Origin of the sequence: Nocardioides humi (genome assembly GCF_006494775.1) — a bacterium.
Taxonomy (GTDB): domain Bacteria; phylum Actinomycetota; class Actinomycetes; order Propionibacteriales; family Nocardioidaceae; genus Nocardioides; species Nocardioides humi.
This window is the reverse complement of the sequence record NZ_CP041146.1, coordinates 6146342-6160416: the sequence shown is the minus strand read 5'-3', so window position 1 is coordinate 6160416 and position 14075 is coordinate 6146342. Positions and strand designations below refer to the sequence as shown.

The window sequence follows — 14075 nt, the reverse complement described above, 5'->3', positions numbered from 1 at the left end:
GGTCACGCGAAGGAGCGGCCGATCGCCAGCGCCTGCTCGGTCGCGCCGCCGAAGAGGAACTCGAACCGCTTGCCACTGGTGAAGTAGCGGTGCGCCTCGCCGTCGAGGTCGATGCCGACGCCGCCGTGGACGTGGACGGTGGTGTGCGCGATCCGGTGGCCGGCGTCGGCGGCCCACAGCTTCGCGGTGGCGACCTCGGTCGCGGCGGGCCGTCCCTCCTGCAGCCGCCAGACCGCCTGCCAGAGCGTGAGCCGCTGGCCGAGGACGTCGATGAACCCGTCGGCGAGCCGCTGCGAGACGGCCTGGAAGGTCCCGATCGGGCGGCCGAACTGCTCGCGGGTCTTGGCGTACTCCGAGGTCAGCCGCAGCGCGCCCTCGGTGACGCCGAGCTGCTCGGCGGCCGACAGCGCGACCAGCAGCCGGCCCAGGCGCTCGGCCGCCGCGGCGTCGCCGACCCGCTCCGCCGGCGTGGCGGCGAAGGTGATCAGCGCGGCGGCGTCGCCGTCGCTGGTCCGCTGCGCGACCCGCTCGACGCCCTCGGCGGAGGCGTCGACGAGGTAGACGCCCACGCCGTCCGGCCCGGTCGCGGTCACGAGGAGCGCGTCCGCGGCCATACCGGCCCGGACCAGGGTCTTGGTGCCGGTGAGGGCGCCGTCCGCGGACGCCGTCACGGTCGGCGCGGCCGGCAGGTGAGCACGCTCCTCGGCGACGGCCGCGGCGTAGAGCCCGCGATCGGCGCTCAGGCCCGCGCCGGCCAGCAGTGTCGTGCACGCGGCGTGCACGGCCAGTGGGACGGGCGCGATGTGCCGGCCGACCTCGACGAGCACCCGGGCGAGGGTGATCAGGTCCAGGTCGGCCCAGTCGAAGGCCTCGCCCAGCGTCGCCCACAGGTCGCGGTCGAACCGGTCGCCGCCGGCCTCGACCTCCTTGAGCCGCTCGTTGGTGGTCTTGTCGGCGAGGATCCGCGCCGCGAGCTCGGCGGCCTCGTCCTGCTCGGGGGTGAAGAGGAAGTCCATGGTCTGCTCCTTCGGCGCTCAGGCTCGCTTGGCGGCGGGCAGGCCGAGGCCGACGTACCCGATGATGTCGCGCTGGATCTCGTTGGTGCCGCCGCCGAAGGTCATCACGAGGGCGGAGCGGTGGTAGCGCTCCAGCCGGCCGGCGAGCACGGCACCGGGCGAGTCCCCGGTGATGCCGGCGTGCGGCCCGACGATCTCCATCAGCGAGCGGTAGACCTCGGTCGCCAGCTCGGATCCGTAGATCTTGGTCGCCGACGCCTCCGCGGGGGAGAGCGGTACGCCGTGGTCGGCGTCGGCCGCGAGCTTCCAGTTGATGAGCGAGAGCGCCTCGACCCGGGCGTGCGCGCGGCCGAGCGCGATCTGCACCCACTCGGTGTCGATGACCCGGGAGCCGTCGGGGTCGCGGGTCTCGGCGGCCCAGTCCCGCACCAGCTGCAGCGAGTGGACCAGGGGAGCGGCCGAGGTGAGGGCCACCCGCTCGTGGTTGAGCTGGTTGGTCATCAGCGCCCAGCCGCCGCCGCGCTCGCTGATCAGGTTGGAGGCGGGGACGCGGACGTCGGAGTAGTACGTCGCCGACGTGCCGACCCCGGCGACGGTGTGCACCGGCGTGTACGAGAGGCCGGGTGCGTCGGCCGGCACCAGGATCATCGACAGGCCCTTGTGGCGCGGGGCGTCGGGCTCGGTGCGACAGGCCAGCCACAGCCAGTCGGCGTACTGGATGAGCGAGGTCCACATCTTCTGGCCGTTGATCACCCATTCGTCGCCCTCGAGGGTCGCCTTGGTCCTGAGCGAGGCGAGGTCGGTGCCGGAGCCCGGCTCGGAGTAGCCGATCGAGAAGTGCAGCTCGCCGGCGAGGATCTTGGGGAGGAAGTACTCCTTCTGCTCGTCGCTGCCGAAGCGCATGATCGTCGGGCCGACCGTGTTGAGCGTCAGGTACGGGATCGGCACGCCGGCGATGGCGGCGGCGTCGGTGAAGATGAGCTGCTCCACCATCGAGCGCGCCTGCCCGCCGTACTCCTTCGGCCAGCCGATCCCGAGCCAGCCGTCCTTGCCGATCTGGCGGATGACGTCCTTGTAGACGCTCGCCTCGCCGAACTCGCCGGTGGCCGAGGCCAGGCCGGCGCGGATCTCGGGGGTGACGAGCTCGGCGAAGTACGCGCGGAGCTCGTCGCGCAGGGCCAGCTGCTGCGGCTCCAGGTCGATGTGCATCGGGTCTCCTGTGACGGTTCCGGGGGTGGGCCGGTTGTTGTCAGTCTAACGGCAAAACTGTAACGTGTTCTACATGACCGACACCCGACTTCTGGATCAGGGGAATGCGCCCATCCGTTTCGCGCGCGGGTGGCACTGCCTCGGACTCGCCGAGGACTTCCGCGACGGCAGGCCGCACGCGATCGAGGGCTTCGGCACCAAGCTCGTGGTGTGGGCCGACTCCCAGGGCGAGCTCAAGGTCCTCGACGGCTTCTGCCGTCACATGGGCGGCGATCTCACCCAGGGCGAGGTCAAGGGCGACCACATCGCCTGCCCCTTCCACGACTGGCGCTGGAGCGGCGACGGCAAGTGCAAGGAGATCCCGTACGCCCGCCGGGTGCCGCTGCGCGCGCGCACGCAGCGCTACGAGACCTCCGTGCGCAACGGGCAGCTGCTGATCTGGAACGACCCCGAGGGGTCCGCGGCCGACCACGACCTGCTGCCGCCGGAGCTGCCCGACGTGATGACGGACAAGTACACGCCGTGGTCGTGGCACGTGAAGGAGATCAACGGCTCCCACTGCCGCGAGCTGATCGACAACGTCGCGGACATGGCGCACTTCTACTACGTGCACTTCGCCTTCCCGACGAGCTTCCGCAACATCTTCGAGGGCCACACCGCCACCCAGTTCATGGAGTCGAAGGGGCGCCCGGACAAGGCCGGGGCGGCTACAGCGGCGAGGACTCGATGCTGCGCTCCGAGGCCACCTACTACGGCCCGTCGTACATGATCAACTGGCTGGAGGTCGACTACAAGGGCTTCGTCACCGAGGTCATCCTCATCAACTGCCACATCCCGACCGGCCCGGAGAGCTTCCGGCTGCAGTACGGCATCAGCGTGCGCAAGCCCGAGGGGCTCGACGAGAAGTCGGTCGACTACATCGCCGAGGCCTACACCAAGTCCTTCGGCGACGGCTTCCTCCAGGACGTGGCGATCTGGGAGAACAAGGTAGCCGTGCAGAACCCCCTGCTCTGCGAGGAGGACGGTCCCGTCTACCAGCTGCGCCGGTGGTACGAGCAGTTCTACACCGACATCGCCGACGTCAAGCCGGAGATGACCGACCGCTTCGAGTTCGAGGTCGACACCACCAAGGCCAACGAGTACTGGCACGCGGAGGTGGCCGAGAACCTCGCGAAGATGGCGGCCGACGGCGAGCACGCCCACCACTGATGGCTTCCTTCGTCCCCACCAGCCCCGACACCGTCGAGGACCAGCGGCTCTACACCGAGGCCCGGCTGGTGGAGGTGGCCTGCCTCGACTGCCTGGCCCGGGTGCTGGTCAAGAAGAACAGCGAGCACCACACCTCCGTCCAGTGGAGTGGACGATCTCAGGCGGATTGTCAAGAGTTCCAGCGACGAGGCGAGTCGCCCGGAAGGCGGGACGTGCACAAGCCGTGCCCGCGGATGATGGCTAGCATCGAGGACGCGGTTCGGGCCGGCGATGTCCCGATCGGCGCGTACGACGGCTACTGAGCCATCTTTACTCGTAGGGGAGTTCTGTGGACATCGAGTCCTTCGTGCTGGACGTCGTCGACGTGGTCGAGGAGACCGCCGACGCGAAGTCGATCAGCTTCGGCGTGCCCGCGGGCGCGGAGGAGAAGTTCGCCTACAGGCCCGGCCAGTTCCTGACCGTGGCGGTGCCGAGCACCCAGACCGGCATCGCCGCCCGGTGCTACTCGCTGTCCAGCAGCCCCCACGACGGCGGGCCGCTCACCGTCACCGTCAAGCGCACCGCCGACGGGTACGCCTCGAACTGGATCTGCGACAACCTCGCCGTCGGCGACACGCTGCGCGTGCTGCCGCCGTCCGGCATCTTCACGCCCTCCTCGATCGACGCCGACCTGCTGCTCCTCGCCGGCGGCTCCGGCGTCACGCCGATCATGTCGATCACCCGCACCGCGCTGGCGCACGGGTCGGGGAGGATCGTCGTCTTCTACGCCAACCGCGACGAGAGCTCGGTGATCTTCGCCTCCGAGCTGACCCGGCTCGCCGCCGACCACCCCGACCGGCTGCAGGTGATCCACTGGCTGGAGTCGGTGCAGGGCATCCCGACCGAGGCGCAGATGAGGGCGTTCTGCGCGCAGTACGGCGGATTCGACTCGTTCGTGTGCGGTCCCGCGCCGTTCATGAAGATGGTCACCACCGTGCTCAAGGAGCTCGAGGTCCCGCGCAGCCTGCGCCACCAGGAGAAGTTCGTCTCCCTGGGCGGCAACCCGTTCGGCGACATCGCCGAGCTCCAGCAGGCCGAGGAGGAGATCGCCCTCGCCGAGTCCGACGAGGACGGGTCGGCGGCGGACGTGTTCGCCGACGCCCCGGCCGGCCCGGTCAAGATCGAGGTCGAGCTGGACGGCGAGGAGTTCACCTTCGACGACTGGGACCCGCGCACCAAGCTGCTGGACTTCCTCGAGAGCAAGGGCGTCAAGGCGCCGTACTCCTGTCGCGAGGGCGAGTGCTCCGCCTGCGCCATCCGGCTGATCGAGGGCGACGTCAGGATGCTCCACAACGACGTCCTCGACAAGGAGGACCTCGAGGACGGCATCCGGCTCGGCTGCCAGTCCGTCCCGCTGACCGACACCGTGAAGGTCAGCTACTCCTAGCGCGGCCCTCGTTGGGAGCGGCCGCCCGCTGCACCCCCCGAGGATGCAGCCGGCGGCCGGTGAGCGCCGTGTGACGGCCCTCACCGACTACATGTGCGCGGACGGCCGGATCGTTACTCCCCGGATCGCTACTCCTTGCCGGCGACGCAGAACTCGTTGCCGTCCGGGTCGCTGAGCGTGACCCAGCGGAACCCGGGCATCTCGCGGTCGCCGACATGGCCCGCCCCGGCCTCCCGCAGCAGGGCGACGGCCCCGTCCAGGTCGTCGGCGACGAAGTCGACGTGCAGCCGGTTCTTGCCCGGCGTCGGGTCCGCGACCTTCTGGAAGCCCAGCCGGGGCCCGGCGGGCAGGGCGACGACGACGAACCAGCCGTCGTTCTCCTCGAGGATCTCGCCGCCGGTCTGCGTGGCCCACCACCGGGCGAGCGGTAGGGCGTCGGTCGTGTCGACGGTGATCATGGCGGGTTGGAGGACGGGCATGGGAGGCTCCTTGGGTCTGCTCCGGTTGGGGTGCTCGGGACGCTAGCGGCGCCCGCCGACAGCGGTCGGTCGGCGGGTCTCTGCCGGTGGTGTGCCGGCGGCCTGTGGGCGGATCTGTGGGCGGATCTGTCGGCGGATCTGTGGGCGGGTCTGTCTGCGGGTCTGTCGGCGGCGTGGGAGGGTCTCGGCATGAGCGTTGCCGTGCCCGGGCCCGACGGCCTGCCCCGCTGCCCGTGGGCGGTCTCCGCCCCCGAGTTCCCCGCCTACCACGACACCGAGTGGGGATTCCCGGTCGCCGACGACCAGCGGCTGTTCGAGAAGGTCAGCCTCGAGGGCTTCCAGTCCGGCCTGAGCTGGCGCACCATCCTGGTGAAGCGGCCGGCCTTCCGCGAGGTGTTCGCCGGCTTCGACCCCGAGGTCGTCGCGGCCTATGACGAGCGCGACGTCGAGCGCCTGCTCGGCGACGCCCGGATCATCCGCCACCGCGGCAAGATCGAGGCCGTGATCAACAACGCCGCCCGCGCGGCCGAGCTGGTCGCGGAGCGGGGCTCCCTGGCGGCGTACTTCTGGGGGTTCGAGCCTCCCGTCGAGGAGCTCGGCGACCCGCAGACCCTGACCACCTCGCCCGCCGCGGTCGCGATGTCGAAGGACCTGAAGAGGCGCGGGTGGCGGTTCGTGGGACCCACCACGGCGTTCGCGTTCATGCAGGCGATGGGACTGGTCAACGACCACGTGGCGGGGTGCGTGACCCGGGACGAGGTCGCCGCCGCGCGGGCGGCGTTCACGCCTCCGGCATGATCCGGCTCCCGAGGAGGGCGAGCGTGTCCGGCACGAACGGCCTCGTCGCCACCATCTCCCGCAGCTCCTCGACCGTCACCCACGCACCCCACGCGACCTCCTCGGGCTGCCAGGTGATCGGGCCGTCGTACACGCACGTGTAGGCGAACGCGTGGTACGACGTGTCCTCGTCGGCGTAGTCGCCCTCGCCCCACGGCTGCAGCGCGACGCCGGTCACGCCCAGCTCCTCCGCGGCCTCGCGCACCGCCGCGTCGTACGGGACCTCACCGGCTTGGAGCACGCCGCCGGCCGCGAAGTCGTACCGCCCCGGGAACACGTCCTTGGTCTCGGTGCGCCGGTGGACGTAGACCTGCCCGGCGGCGTTGCGGACGACCACCAGCGTCGCCGCGTGACGCAGGTTGCGGGCCCGCACCTCGGACCGCGGTGCGACCTCGCCCGTCGGGCGCCCGACGGTGCCGTACAGCGCGACCTGCTCGTCCACCGGCGCTCCGGACTGCTTCTCTTCGGGACTCAAGAGAACCTCGGCAGCAGGCCGTGCCGATCCTGGCGGTCGTGAAGGAAGATCGTCAGGTCGACGACGTCAAGATGTTCGTGCACGACGTACAGCACGCTGTACGGGAAGTGCGCGTGCATGTGCATCGCGCGTGTCGCGCCGCTCAACGGCCGTGCTGCTCACGGAGCTCCGCGCGGAAGTGCTCCCAGGTCCGGCCTGCGCCGGGCTCGGCGACGGCGACCGCCTGTCGCTCGTCGATCTGATCCGCCAGGGCCGGATCCAGAGCGTCCTGCGCTGCCTCGAACAGCTCACGTCGGTCGTCAGCGCTGAGCCTGACAACTTGCTCGAGGAGAACCGGATCGACCATGGTGCAAGGCTATCTCGTGCTGCCGACGGAGTCCCCTGATCGCGGTACGGCTGTGGAGATCGACTACCAACCCCGCTCTCTCCACTCCGCCAGGTGCGGCCGCTCGACGCCGAGCGTCGAGTCGTTCCCGTGGCCGGGGTAGAACCAGGTGTCGTCGGGGAGCGTGCCGAAGAGCTTGGTCTCGACGTCGTCGATCAGCGTGGCGAACGCGTCGGCGTCGCCGAAGGTGTTGCCGACACCGCCGGGGAAGAGCGAGTCGCCGGTGAACAGGTGCGCCGGACCGGAGGGGTCGCGGTAGAGCAGGCAGATCGAGCCGGGGGTGTGGCCGGTGATCCGGATGACCTCGAGCTCGCAGGAGCCGACGGCGACCGTGTCGCCGTCGGTGACCCGCCGGTCGACGGCGACGCCGGTCTGCTCGGTGATGGCGTCGGCATCGGGCTGGCCGGCGACGACGGAGGCGCCGGTCTCCCGTACGACGTCCGCGAGCGCCCGGTGGTGGTCCCAGTGCTGGTGCGTCGTGACGACCGCGGTCAGCCCGTCAGTGCCGATGAGGGGCAGCAGGACCTCCGGGGAGGCGGCGGCGTCGATCAGGACCTGGTCGCCGGTCGAGGCGCAGCGCAGCAGGTAGCAGTTGTTCGACATCTTCTCGTCGACGGCGACCTTGGTGATCGTCAGCCCGGCCAGCTCGCGGACGTCGGCGGACCCGCCGACGGTGACCTCTCCGGTGTAGCTCATCGTCCCTCCAGGCTCGGCAGCGTTCCTTCCGAACTGGACAGTACCGAGCCGGGGTCGCGGCCGGTGGCCCACCATGCGAGTGCCCGGATCGGGCCGGTCACGGTGTGGGTGCCGGGTCCGCGGGCGGCGGCGTAGCCGAAGGTCCAGCTGTAGCGGGCGTCGGTCGCCTCGACGTGGAAGCCCTCGGACCGCCAGCGGTCACCGTCATCCCTGAGGAACTGTCGCGCGGTGTCCATCGGCCAGTCCGCCCAGGAGTACCCGGCGCCGAGGTCGGCGTGGTGGATCTCCACCTCCCGCAGCCGGAGGAACGGCACCGCGTCCGCGGGCATCAGCCGACCGCCGGGGTGCGCTCGAAGGTGGTGCCCCGAGCCAGCCCCTCGGCGACGTCCACCACCTCGTCGAGCGCCGCGCACCCGGCCACCAGCCGATCGAGTACGACGCCGGCGGGCTCGGCCGCCAGCACGTCGATGTCGCCGTCGCGCGCCTCGTCGGAGGGGTACATCGTCACCGGCGATCCGTCGCGGAACCCGCGGAGAACGCCGGCCAGCCCCTCCGCGTTGAGCGCGAGGTGGGCGAGGACGTGGGCGCGGGTCCACCCGGCGCACAGGGACGGGGCGGGCCACGCCTCGGCGGGCAGGGCACGGGCGGTGGCGAGCAGCCGGCCGGTGGCGGAGGCCAGGGCGGAGGAGGTGGAGGTCACGCGCCCATCATGCCCGCGAAATATCGTTGTCGGCGGTGGGTGAGAAGGTGGTTCCCGTGCGTGGCGACTTGCCTGCCGACGTACCATGGCGAACACTTGTTCGAACACGTCTACCTTCGAGGAGAAGGACCGGTAGTGACCGATCAGCTGATCATCCGCGGGGCACGCGAGCACAACCTCAAGGACGTCTCGATCGACCTTCCCCGCGACTCCCTGATCGTGTTCACCGGCCTCTCCGGCTCGGGCAAGTCGAGCCTGGCGTTCGACACGATCTTCGCCGAGGGCCAGCGGCGGTACGTCGAGTCGCTCTCGGCGTACGCCCGCCAGTTCCTCGGCCAGATGGACAAGCCCGACGTCGACTTCATCGAGGGACTCTCGCCGGCGGTCAGCATCGACCAGAAGTCCACGAGCAAGAACCCGCGGTCGACGGTCGGCACGATCACCGAGGTCTACGACTACCTCCGCCTGCTCTACGCCCGCGCCGGCCGCGCCCACTGCCCGACGTGCGGCGCGCCGATCGAGCGGCAGACCCCGCAGCAGATCGTCGACCGGATGCTGGCGCTCGAGGAGGGCACCCGGTTCCAGGTGCTGGCGCCGGTCGTCCGTGGCCGCAAGGGCGAGTTCGTGGAGCTCTTCCGCCAGCTCCAGGCCCAGGGCTTCTCCCGGGCCCGCGTGGACGGCGAGACCCACAACCTCGACAGCCCGCCGACCCTCGACAAGAAGTACAAGCACACGATCGAGGTCGTGGTCGACCGGCTCGCGGTCAAGGAGTCGGCCAAGCGCCGGCTCACCGACTCGGTCGAGACCGCGCTCGGGCTGGCCGGCGGCCTGGTCGTGTTCGACCTGGTCGACTCCGGCCAGGAGCTCAGGTTCTCCGAGAAGATGGCGTGCCCCAACGAGCATCCCATCGAGACCGACGACCTCGAGCCGCGCTCGTTCTCCTTCAACTCGCCGTTCGGCGCCTGCCCGGCCTGCACCGGCCTCGGCACCCGGATGGAGGTCGACCCGGAGCTCGTCGTACCCGACCCGACGGCGACCCTCGCCGAGGGCGCGCTCCAGCCGTGGAGCCACGCCCACGTCGCCGACTACTTCGGCCGCCTGCTGATCGCGCTCGGCGACGAGCTCGGCTTCGACGTCGACACCCCCTGGGAGCAGCTCGCGCCGAAGGCGCGCAAGTCGATCCTCGAGGGCCACCCGACCAAGGTCCACGTCGTCACCCGCAACCGCTACGGCCGCGAGCGGTCCTACTACGCCGACTTCGAGGGCGTCCGCACGTACGTCGAGCGCCGGCACCGCGAGGCCGAGAGCGACACGAGTCGCGAGCGGTTCGAGGGCTTCATGCGCGAGGTCCCGTGCCCGGTCTGCGCCGGCAGCCGGCTCAAGCCGGTGTCGATGGCGGTCACCCTCGGACCGCGCGACCGCGGCGGCAAGAACATCGCCGAGGTCTGCGCGCTGCCCATCAACGAGGCGGCCGCCTACCTCGCCGACCTCGACCTGTCCGCCCGCGAGCGGCAGATCGGCGAGCGGGTGCTCAAGGAGATCCAGGAGCGGCTCAACTTCCTGCTCGACGTCGGCCTCGACTACCTCTCGCTCGACCGGCCGTCGGGCTCGCTCTCGGGCGGCGAGGCGCAGCGGATCCGGCTGGCGACCCAGATCGGCGCCGGCCTGGTCGGCGTCCTCTACGTCCTCGACGAGCCGTCCATCGGCCTCCACCAGCGCGACAACCAGAAGCTGATCGAGACCCTGGTCCGGCTCAAGGACCTCGGCAACACCCTCATCGTCGTCGAGCACGACGAGGACACCATCCGGGTCGCCGACTGGATCGTCGACATCGGCCCGGCGCCGGCGAGCACGGCGGCCAGGTCGTCCACTCCGGCACGGTCAAGGAGCTCCTGGAGCACCCGGACTCGATGACCGGGCAGTACCTCTCCGGGCGCCGCGAGATCCCCGTGCCCGCCGTACGCCGCCCGCGCACGAAGGGCCGCGAGCTCAAGGTGATCGGCGCCCGCGAGCACAACCTCCAGAACGTCGACGTCGCCTTCCCGCTCGGCGTCTTCACCGCGGTCACCGGCGTCTCCGGGTCCGGCAAGTCGACCCTGGTCAACGACATCCTCTACACCTCGCTGGCCAAGCAGATCTACAACGCCCGCGCCATCCCCGGGCGGCACCAGAAGATCACCGGGCTCGAGCACGTGGACAAGGTGATCCACGTCGACCAGTCGCCGATCGGGCGTACGCCGCGCTCCAACCCGGCGACGTACACCGGGGTGTTCGACCACGTCCGCAAGCTGTTCGCGCAGACGCCCGAGGCGAAGATGCGCGGCTACCAGCAGGGCCGGTTCTCGTTCAACGTCAAGGGCGGGCGCTGCGAGGCGTGCGCCGGCGACGGCACGATCAAGATCGAGATGAACTTCCTGCCGGACGTCTACGTCCCGTGCGAGGTCTGCCACGGCGCCCGCTACAACCGCGAGACGCTCGAGGTCCACTACAAGGGCAAGACCATCGCCGAGGTCCTCGACATGCCGATCGAGGAGGCCCAGGAGTTCTTCGCCGCGGTGCCGCCGATCGCGCGGCACATGAAGACGCTGACCGAGGTCGGCCTCGGCTACGTCCGGCTCGGGCAGCCGGCGACCACCCTCTCCGGCGGCGAGGCGCAGCGGGTCAAGCTGGCGGCGGAGCTGCAGAAGCGGTCGACCGGGCGCACGGTCTACGTCCTCGACGAGCCGACCACGGGCCTGCACTTCGAGGACATCCGCAAGCTTCTCGGCGTGCTGTCGGGCCTGGTCGACAAGGGCAACACGGTCCTGGTCATCGAGCACAACCTCGATGTGATCAAGACCGCCGACTGGCTGATCGACATGGGTCCCGAGGGCGGCTCGCGCGGCGGCACCGTGGTCGCCGAGGGCACGCCCGAGGACATCGCCGCGACGCCGAGCAGCTACACCGGGCAGTTCCTCCGGCCGCTGCTCGACGGGCGGGCCGCGCTGCAGCCGTCGGCACCGAAGCGGGCGGCGGCAGCGCCGGCGAAGAAGGCGCCCGCCAAGAAGGCACCCGCGAAGAGGGCGATGGCGACGAAGGCGGCGCCGGCGAAGAAGGCGGCGCTCGCCAAGAAGACCGCCGCCCGGAAGAGCACGGCCAGGGCGAAGTCCTAGCTCGCTCTCAGACAGCGCCCGTAGCCTGACGCCATGACTTCCTCGGTGAGCAGGAGACGTGCCCTGGCCGGTGCCGCGACCCTGGGCGTCGGCGTACCCCTGCTCGCCGCCTGCGGGGACGACGGCTCGACGGCGGACGACCCCGCGGGCGACCCGAGCTCGGACGCGCCGTCGGCCGACCCGTCCTCGGCGCCACCCGCCGAGACCGACACCGCGTCCACCGCGCCCGACGGAGGCGCCCTGGACGGCCTGGTCGCCGCCGACGAGGTCCCGGTCGGCGGCGGGGTGATCCTCGAGGACGAGGAGCTCGTCGTCACGCAGCCCGCGGCGGGCGACTTCAAGGCGTTCGAGGCGATCTGCACCCACCAGGGCTGCCTGGTCGGCTCGGTCACCGGCGGCCAGATCGTCTGCCCCTGCCACGGCAGCACCTTCTCCATCAGCGACGGCTCCAACGAGGGCGGCCCGGCGTCGGGCCCGCTGGCCTCGGTCGCGGTCACCCTCGTCGACGGCCAGGTCCAGCGCTCGTGAGGTCGCTGGCCGAGGTCCGGGCCAACCGCCGCATCGTCTTCTCCGGCCTCGGCGCGCTCGGCGTCGCCACCGCGCTCGGAGGCTGCGCCGGCAGCGGCGGGGGCAGCTCGTCCGGCCCTGCGGTGGACGCCGGCACCGAGCTCGCCGCGACCTCCGAGGTCCCCGTCGGCGGCGGCCTCATCCTGGCCGACGAGAAGGTCGTGCTGACCCAGCCGAGCGCCGGCACCTTCGAGGCGTTCACCGCCGTCTGCACCCACCAGGGCCTGCTGGTCACCTCGGTCGAGGACGGCACGATCCATTGCGCCAACCACGGGTCGTCCTACTCGGCGAGCACCGGCGAGGTCGAGGGCGGCCCGGCGCCGTCCGCCCTGGCGAAGGTGGACATCACCGTCGAGGGCGACCGGATCCTGGCCGCCTGAGCGTCGGCGACCTGCGCTCGTGGCCGGTCCGCGGGCCGGGTGCACGAGTGGGTCGGGCGGCCGGGAGGTCGGCTGCGGGGCGCGAGTGCGGGGCGCTAGAACCTGTTTCGATTGGGCAGAGACTGCATGTCTCGGGCCGGAATTGTTGCGGTTTGGGACCAAACCGCAACATTCGGCGGCCCACCCGGACGCCCGGAAGCCCCCGGCTCGGGCCGGCGCGGGGCGGCGATCCCGGGCGAGGAGGCGGTCGCCCGCCACCGCTGGTCGCGGGGCGACACCCGCCGGTCCAGCCGGTCGTCGAGCACCCGGCGCGCCTCGTCGTACCGTCCCGCGCGCAGCAGCGCCGCGATCCGGGCCTCCTCGACGATCTCCCGCTGGGCGTCGGATCCGCCGAGCCGCCAGGTCGAGGAGGCCAGGGCGGCGAGCCGGTCGGCGGCCGCGGAGCAGCGCCCGGCGGCGAGCAGGCCGAGCGCGGCGGCGAGGGGTGCGACGACCTCGCGGTGCGTCGGGTTGGGGTGCGCCGCGCACCAGGTGGCCAGGTTGCGCAGCCCGACCCGGTCGCCGGTGGCGAGCAGCGCGACGGCGGCGTGCAGGCCGAGGAAGGCGGTGCCGGGCCGCTCCAGCACACCGCGGCCGGTGACGGCGACGACCTCGTCGAGGGTGGGTACGTCGGTGGCGTCCGGCGTGATCGCCCAGCGGAAGAGCAGCGACCCGCTGTCGACGAGGGCGCGGCAGCCGACGGCGTGCCGCGGCTGGAGCTGGGTCTCGTACCGCGCCCGCACCGCGTCGAGGTCGCCGATCGACAGCTCGTGCAGCGCGGCGTGCCAGGAGAAGTGGGTGAGGCTGTCGGTGGCGGCGCCGTCGCCGACGATCCAGGCGTCCATCCAGGCCAGCCCGGCGGCGTGGTCGCCGGTCTCGTAGTGCGCGTGCGCCCGCGCGTGCGCGGCGTGGCCGCCGGCCGGCTCGAGCGCGAGCGAGCGGCAGGACAGCTCCATCGCCTCGTCGAAGCGTCGCTGCTCCTGGCGCACGAAGGCCATCAGGCCGGTGATCCACGGGTCGTCGCCGTACGCCGGCGCCGCGTCCTCGACGATCCGCCACGCCTGCTCGGGCACGTCGGTGACGCCGGCGAACGCGATCGTCGGCATGGCCACCGAGAGCAGCAGCGCGTCGCGCGGGTACGCCGCCAGGTGGGCGATGAGGGGAGCGCCGTCGCCACGCAGGTGCCGTTCGACGGCGTGGACGTGGCTGCGCTCGCGCTCGGTCGCGCGGCCGGCGTGCAGGCGGGCGTCGGCGAGCCGGGCGGCGATGTCGACCTGGACGCACATCTCGTGGCCGAGCAGGGCGAGCGCGGCATGCCCGAGGGCGAAGGTCGGGTCGAGGGCGATGGCGGTGGCGATCCGGTCGGCCGCGCCGGTGCGCAGCCGGAGCAGGTCCCGCACCCCGTCGACGTACGCCGCGGCGGCGAGCGGTCCGGTGGTGAGGTCGTAACCGTAGGCATCCCGACATCGCATAAGTCAAGTAAACCACGTGACTAACGACGATAA

Annotated in this window: 17 protein-coding genes and 1 pseudogene; 9 read left to right on the top strand and 9 right to left on the bottom strand. The window is 71.6% G+C overall.

Features of this window, described 5'->3' with window-relative positions:
* Positions 1–2 precede the first annotated feature (2 nt).
* Together FIV44_RS29770 and FIV44_RS29765 are read right to left on the bottom strand one after the other, a co-directional pair.
* Entirely contained in the window at positions 3–1016 is a 1014-nt protein-coding gene (locus FIV44_RS29770) for an acyl-CoA dehydrogenase family protein (RefSeq protein ID WP_141007595.1), read from the bottom strand.
* 18 nt (positions 1017–1034) lie between these two features.
* Positions 1035–2225 carry an acyl-CoA dehydrogenase family protein gene (locus tag FIV44_RS29765; RefSeq protein ID WP_141007594.1) on the bottom strand — a complete coding sequence of 397 codons (1191 nt, stop codon included), beginning with the start codon at positions 2223–2225 and terminating at the stop codon, positions 1035–1037.
* Positions 2226–2298: 73 nt separating this feature from the next.
* Here FIV44_RS29765 and FIV44_RS33450 point away from each other — a divergent pair, with 73 nt between their 5' ends.
* The 4 genes from FIV44_RS33450 to FIV44_RS29750 are packed head-to-tail and all read left to right on the top strand — an operon-like array spanning position 2299 to position 4860.
* Positions 2299–2994 carry a 3-ketosteroid-9-alpha-monooxygenase, oxygenase component gene (locus FIV44_RS33450; RefSeq protein WP_281285784.1) on the top strand — a complete coding sequence of 232 codons (696 nt, stop codon included), beginning with the start codon at positions 2299–2301 and terminating at the stop codon, positions 2992–2994.
* Positions 2952–3434 carry a hypothetical protein gene (locus FIV44_RS33445; protein ID WP_281285783.1) on the top strand — a complete coding sequence of 161 codons (483 nt, stop codon included), beginning with the start codon at positions 2952–2954 and terminating at the stop codon, positions 3432–3434. The genes FIV44_RS33450 and FIV44_RS33445 overlap by 43 nt, the downstream gene beginning before the upstream one ends.
* Positions 3434–3736: a hypothetical protein gene (locus FIV44_RS29755; protein ID WP_141007593.1), complete on the top strand. Its 303-nt coding sequence runs from the start codon at positions 3434–3436 to the stop codon at positions 3734–3736. Before FIV44_RS33445 ends, FIV44_RS29755 begins: the two co-directional genes overlap by 1 nt.
* 26 nt (positions 3737–3762) lie before the next feature.
* On the top strand, positions 3763–4860 hold the full coding sequence (locus tag FIV44_RS29750; RefSeq protein ID WP_141007592.1) for a ferredoxin--NADP reductase: 1098 nt from the start codon (positions 3763–3765) through the stop codon (positions 4858–4860).
* 128 nt (positions 4861–4988) lie between these two features.
* Here FIV44_RS29750 and FIV44_RS29745 read toward each other — a convergent pair whose 3' ends face one another.
* Positions 4989–5339: a VOC family protein gene (locus FIV44_RS29745; RefSeq protein ID WP_219996223.1), complete on the bottom strand. Its 351-nt coding sequence runs from the start codon at positions 5337–5339 to the stop codon at positions 4989–4991.
* A 189-nt stretch (positions 5340–5528) separates the two neighbouring features.
* Between FIV44_RS29745 and FIV44_RS29740 the strand changes: the two genes are divergently transcribed.
* Positions 5529–6137: a DNA-3-methyladenine glycosylase I gene (locus tag FIV44_RS29740; RefSeq protein WP_141007591.1), complete on the top strand. Its 609-nt coding sequence runs from the start codon at positions 5529–5531 to the stop codon at positions 6135–6137.
* Here the strand turns inward: FIV44_RS29740 and FIV44_RS29735 are convergent.
* Positions 6121–6651 carry an NUDIX hydrolase gene (locus FIV44_RS29735; protein ID WP_246086715.1) on the bottom strand — a complete coding sequence of 177 codons (531 nt, stop codon included), beginning with the start codon at positions 6649–6651 and terminating at the stop codon, positions 6121–6123. The two genes, FIV44_RS29740 and FIV44_RS29735, sit on opposite strands and share 17 nt — an antisense overlap.
* A complete protein-coding gene (locus FIV44_RS30975) occupies positions 6648–6797 on the bottom strand; it encodes a hypothetical protein (protein ID WP_181410890.1) in 150 nt (49 codons plus the stop codon). Before FIV44_RS30975 ends, FIV44_RS29735 begins: the two co-directional genes overlap by 4 nt.
* A 5-nt stretch (positions 6798–6802) precedes the next feature.
* On the opposite strand from FIV44_RS30975, the gene FIV44_RS29730 reads away from it, so the two are divergent.
* Entirely contained in the window at positions 6803–7036 is a 234-nt protein-coding gene (locus FIV44_RS29730; protein WP_141007590.1) for a hypothetical protein, read from the top strand.
* A 24-nt stretch (positions 7037–7060) separates the two neighbouring features.
* Here FIV44_RS29730 and FIV44_RS29725 read toward each other — a convergent pair whose 3' ends face one another.
* From FIV44_RS29725 to FIV44_RS29715, 3 genes are read right to left on the bottom strand one after another with little or no spacing between them, the layout of a single operon-like run.
* Positions 7061–7732, bottom strand: coding sequence for an MBL fold metallo-hydrolase (locus tag FIV44_RS29725; protein WP_141007589.1), 672 nt, complete (start codon positions 7730–7732; stop codon positions 7061–7063).
* Positions 7729–8061: a DinB family protein gene (locus tag FIV44_RS29720; protein ID WP_141007588.1), complete on the bottom strand. Its 333-nt coding sequence runs from the start codon at positions 8059–8061 to the stop codon at positions 7729–7731. The genes FIV44_RS29725 and FIV44_RS29720 overlap by 4 nt, the downstream gene beginning before the upstream one ends.
* Complete coding sequence (locus FIV44_RS29715; RefSeq protein ID WP_181410889.1) at positions 8061–8432, bottom strand: maleylpyruvate isomerase N-terminal domain-containing protein; 372 nt, start codon at positions 8430–8432, stop codon at positions 8061–8063. The genes FIV44_RS29720 and FIV44_RS29715 overlap by 1 nt, the downstream gene beginning before the upstream one ends.
* 135 nt (positions 8433–8567) lie before the next feature.
* Here FIV44_RS29715 and uvrA point away from each other — a divergent pair.
* From uvrA to FIV44_RS29700, 3 genes and pseudogenes are all read left to right on the top strand, one after another.
* A pseudogene (gene uvrA / locus FIV44_RS29710) lies at positions 8568–11584 on the top strand (excinuclease ABC subunit UvrA).
* 33 nt (positions 11585–11617) lie between these two features.
* On the top strand, positions 11618–12112 hold the full coding sequence (locus FIV44_RS29705; RefSeq protein WP_141007586.1) for a Rieske (2Fe-2S) protein: 495 nt from the start codon (positions 11618–11620) through the stop codon (positions 12110–12112).
* Complete coding sequence (locus FIV44_RS29700; RefSeq protein WP_141007585.1) at positions 12109–12531, top strand: Rieske (2Fe-2S) protein; 423 nt, start codon at positions 12109–12111, stop codon at positions 12529–12531. Before FIV44_RS29705 ends, FIV44_RS29700 begins: the two co-directional genes overlap by 4 nt.
* A gap of 95 nt (positions 12532–12626) precedes the next feature.
* On the opposite strand, the gene FIV44_RS29695 is transcribed toward FIV44_RS29700, so the two are convergent.
* On the bottom strand, positions 12627–14042 hold the full coding sequence (locus FIV44_RS29695; protein ID WP_181410888.1) for a tetratricopeptide repeat protein: 1416 nt from the start codon (positions 14040–14042) through the stop codon (positions 12627–12629).
* Between the last annotated feature and the right edge of the window lie 33 nt (positions 14043–14075).

Coding starts and splice junctions, on each gene's coding strand:
- FIV44_RS29770 (WP_141007595.1), bottom strand. CDS start 1,016: ATGGACTTCCTCTTCACCCCCGAGCAGGACGAGGCCGCCGAGCTCGCG.
- FIV44_RS29765 (WP_141007594.1), bottom strand. CDS start 2,225: ATGCACATCGACCTGGAGCCGCAGCAGCTGGCCCTGCGCGACGAGCTC.
- FIV44_RS33450 (WP_281285784.1), top strand. CDS start 2,299: ATGACCGACACCCGACTTCTGGATCAGGGGAATGCGCCCATCCGTTTC.
- FIV44_RS33445 (WP_281285783.1), top strand. CDS start 2,952: ATGCTGCGCTCCGAGGCCACCTACTACGGCCCGTCGTACATGATCAAC.
- FIV44_RS29755 (WP_141007593.1), top strand. CDS start 3,434: ATGGCTTCCTTCGTCCCCACCAGCCCCGACACCGTCGAGGACCAGCGG.
- FIV44_RS29745 (WP_219996223.1), bottom strand. CDS start 5,339: ATGCCCGTCCTCCAACCCGCCATGATCACCGTCGACACGACCGACGCC.
- FIV44_RS29740 (WP_141007591.1), top strand. CDS start 5,529: ATGAGCGTTGCCGTGCCCGGGCCCGACGGCCTGCCCCGCTGCCCGTGG.
- FIV44_RS29725 (WP_141007589.1), bottom strand. CDS start 7,732: ATGAGCTACACCGGAGAGGTCACCGTCGGCGGGTCCGCCGACGTCCGC.
- FIV44_RS29720 (WP_141007588.1), bottom strand. CDS start 8,061: ATGCCCGCGGACGCGGTGCCGTTCCTCCGGCTGCGGGAGGTGGAGATC.
- FIV44_RS29705 (WP_141007586.1), top strand. CDS start 11,618: ATGACTTCCTCGGTGAGCAGGAGACGTGCCCTGGCCGGTGCCGCGACC.
- FIV44_RS29695 (WP_181410888.1), bottom strand. CDS start 14,042: ATGCGATGTCGGGATGCCTACGGTTACGACCTCACCACCGGACCGCTC.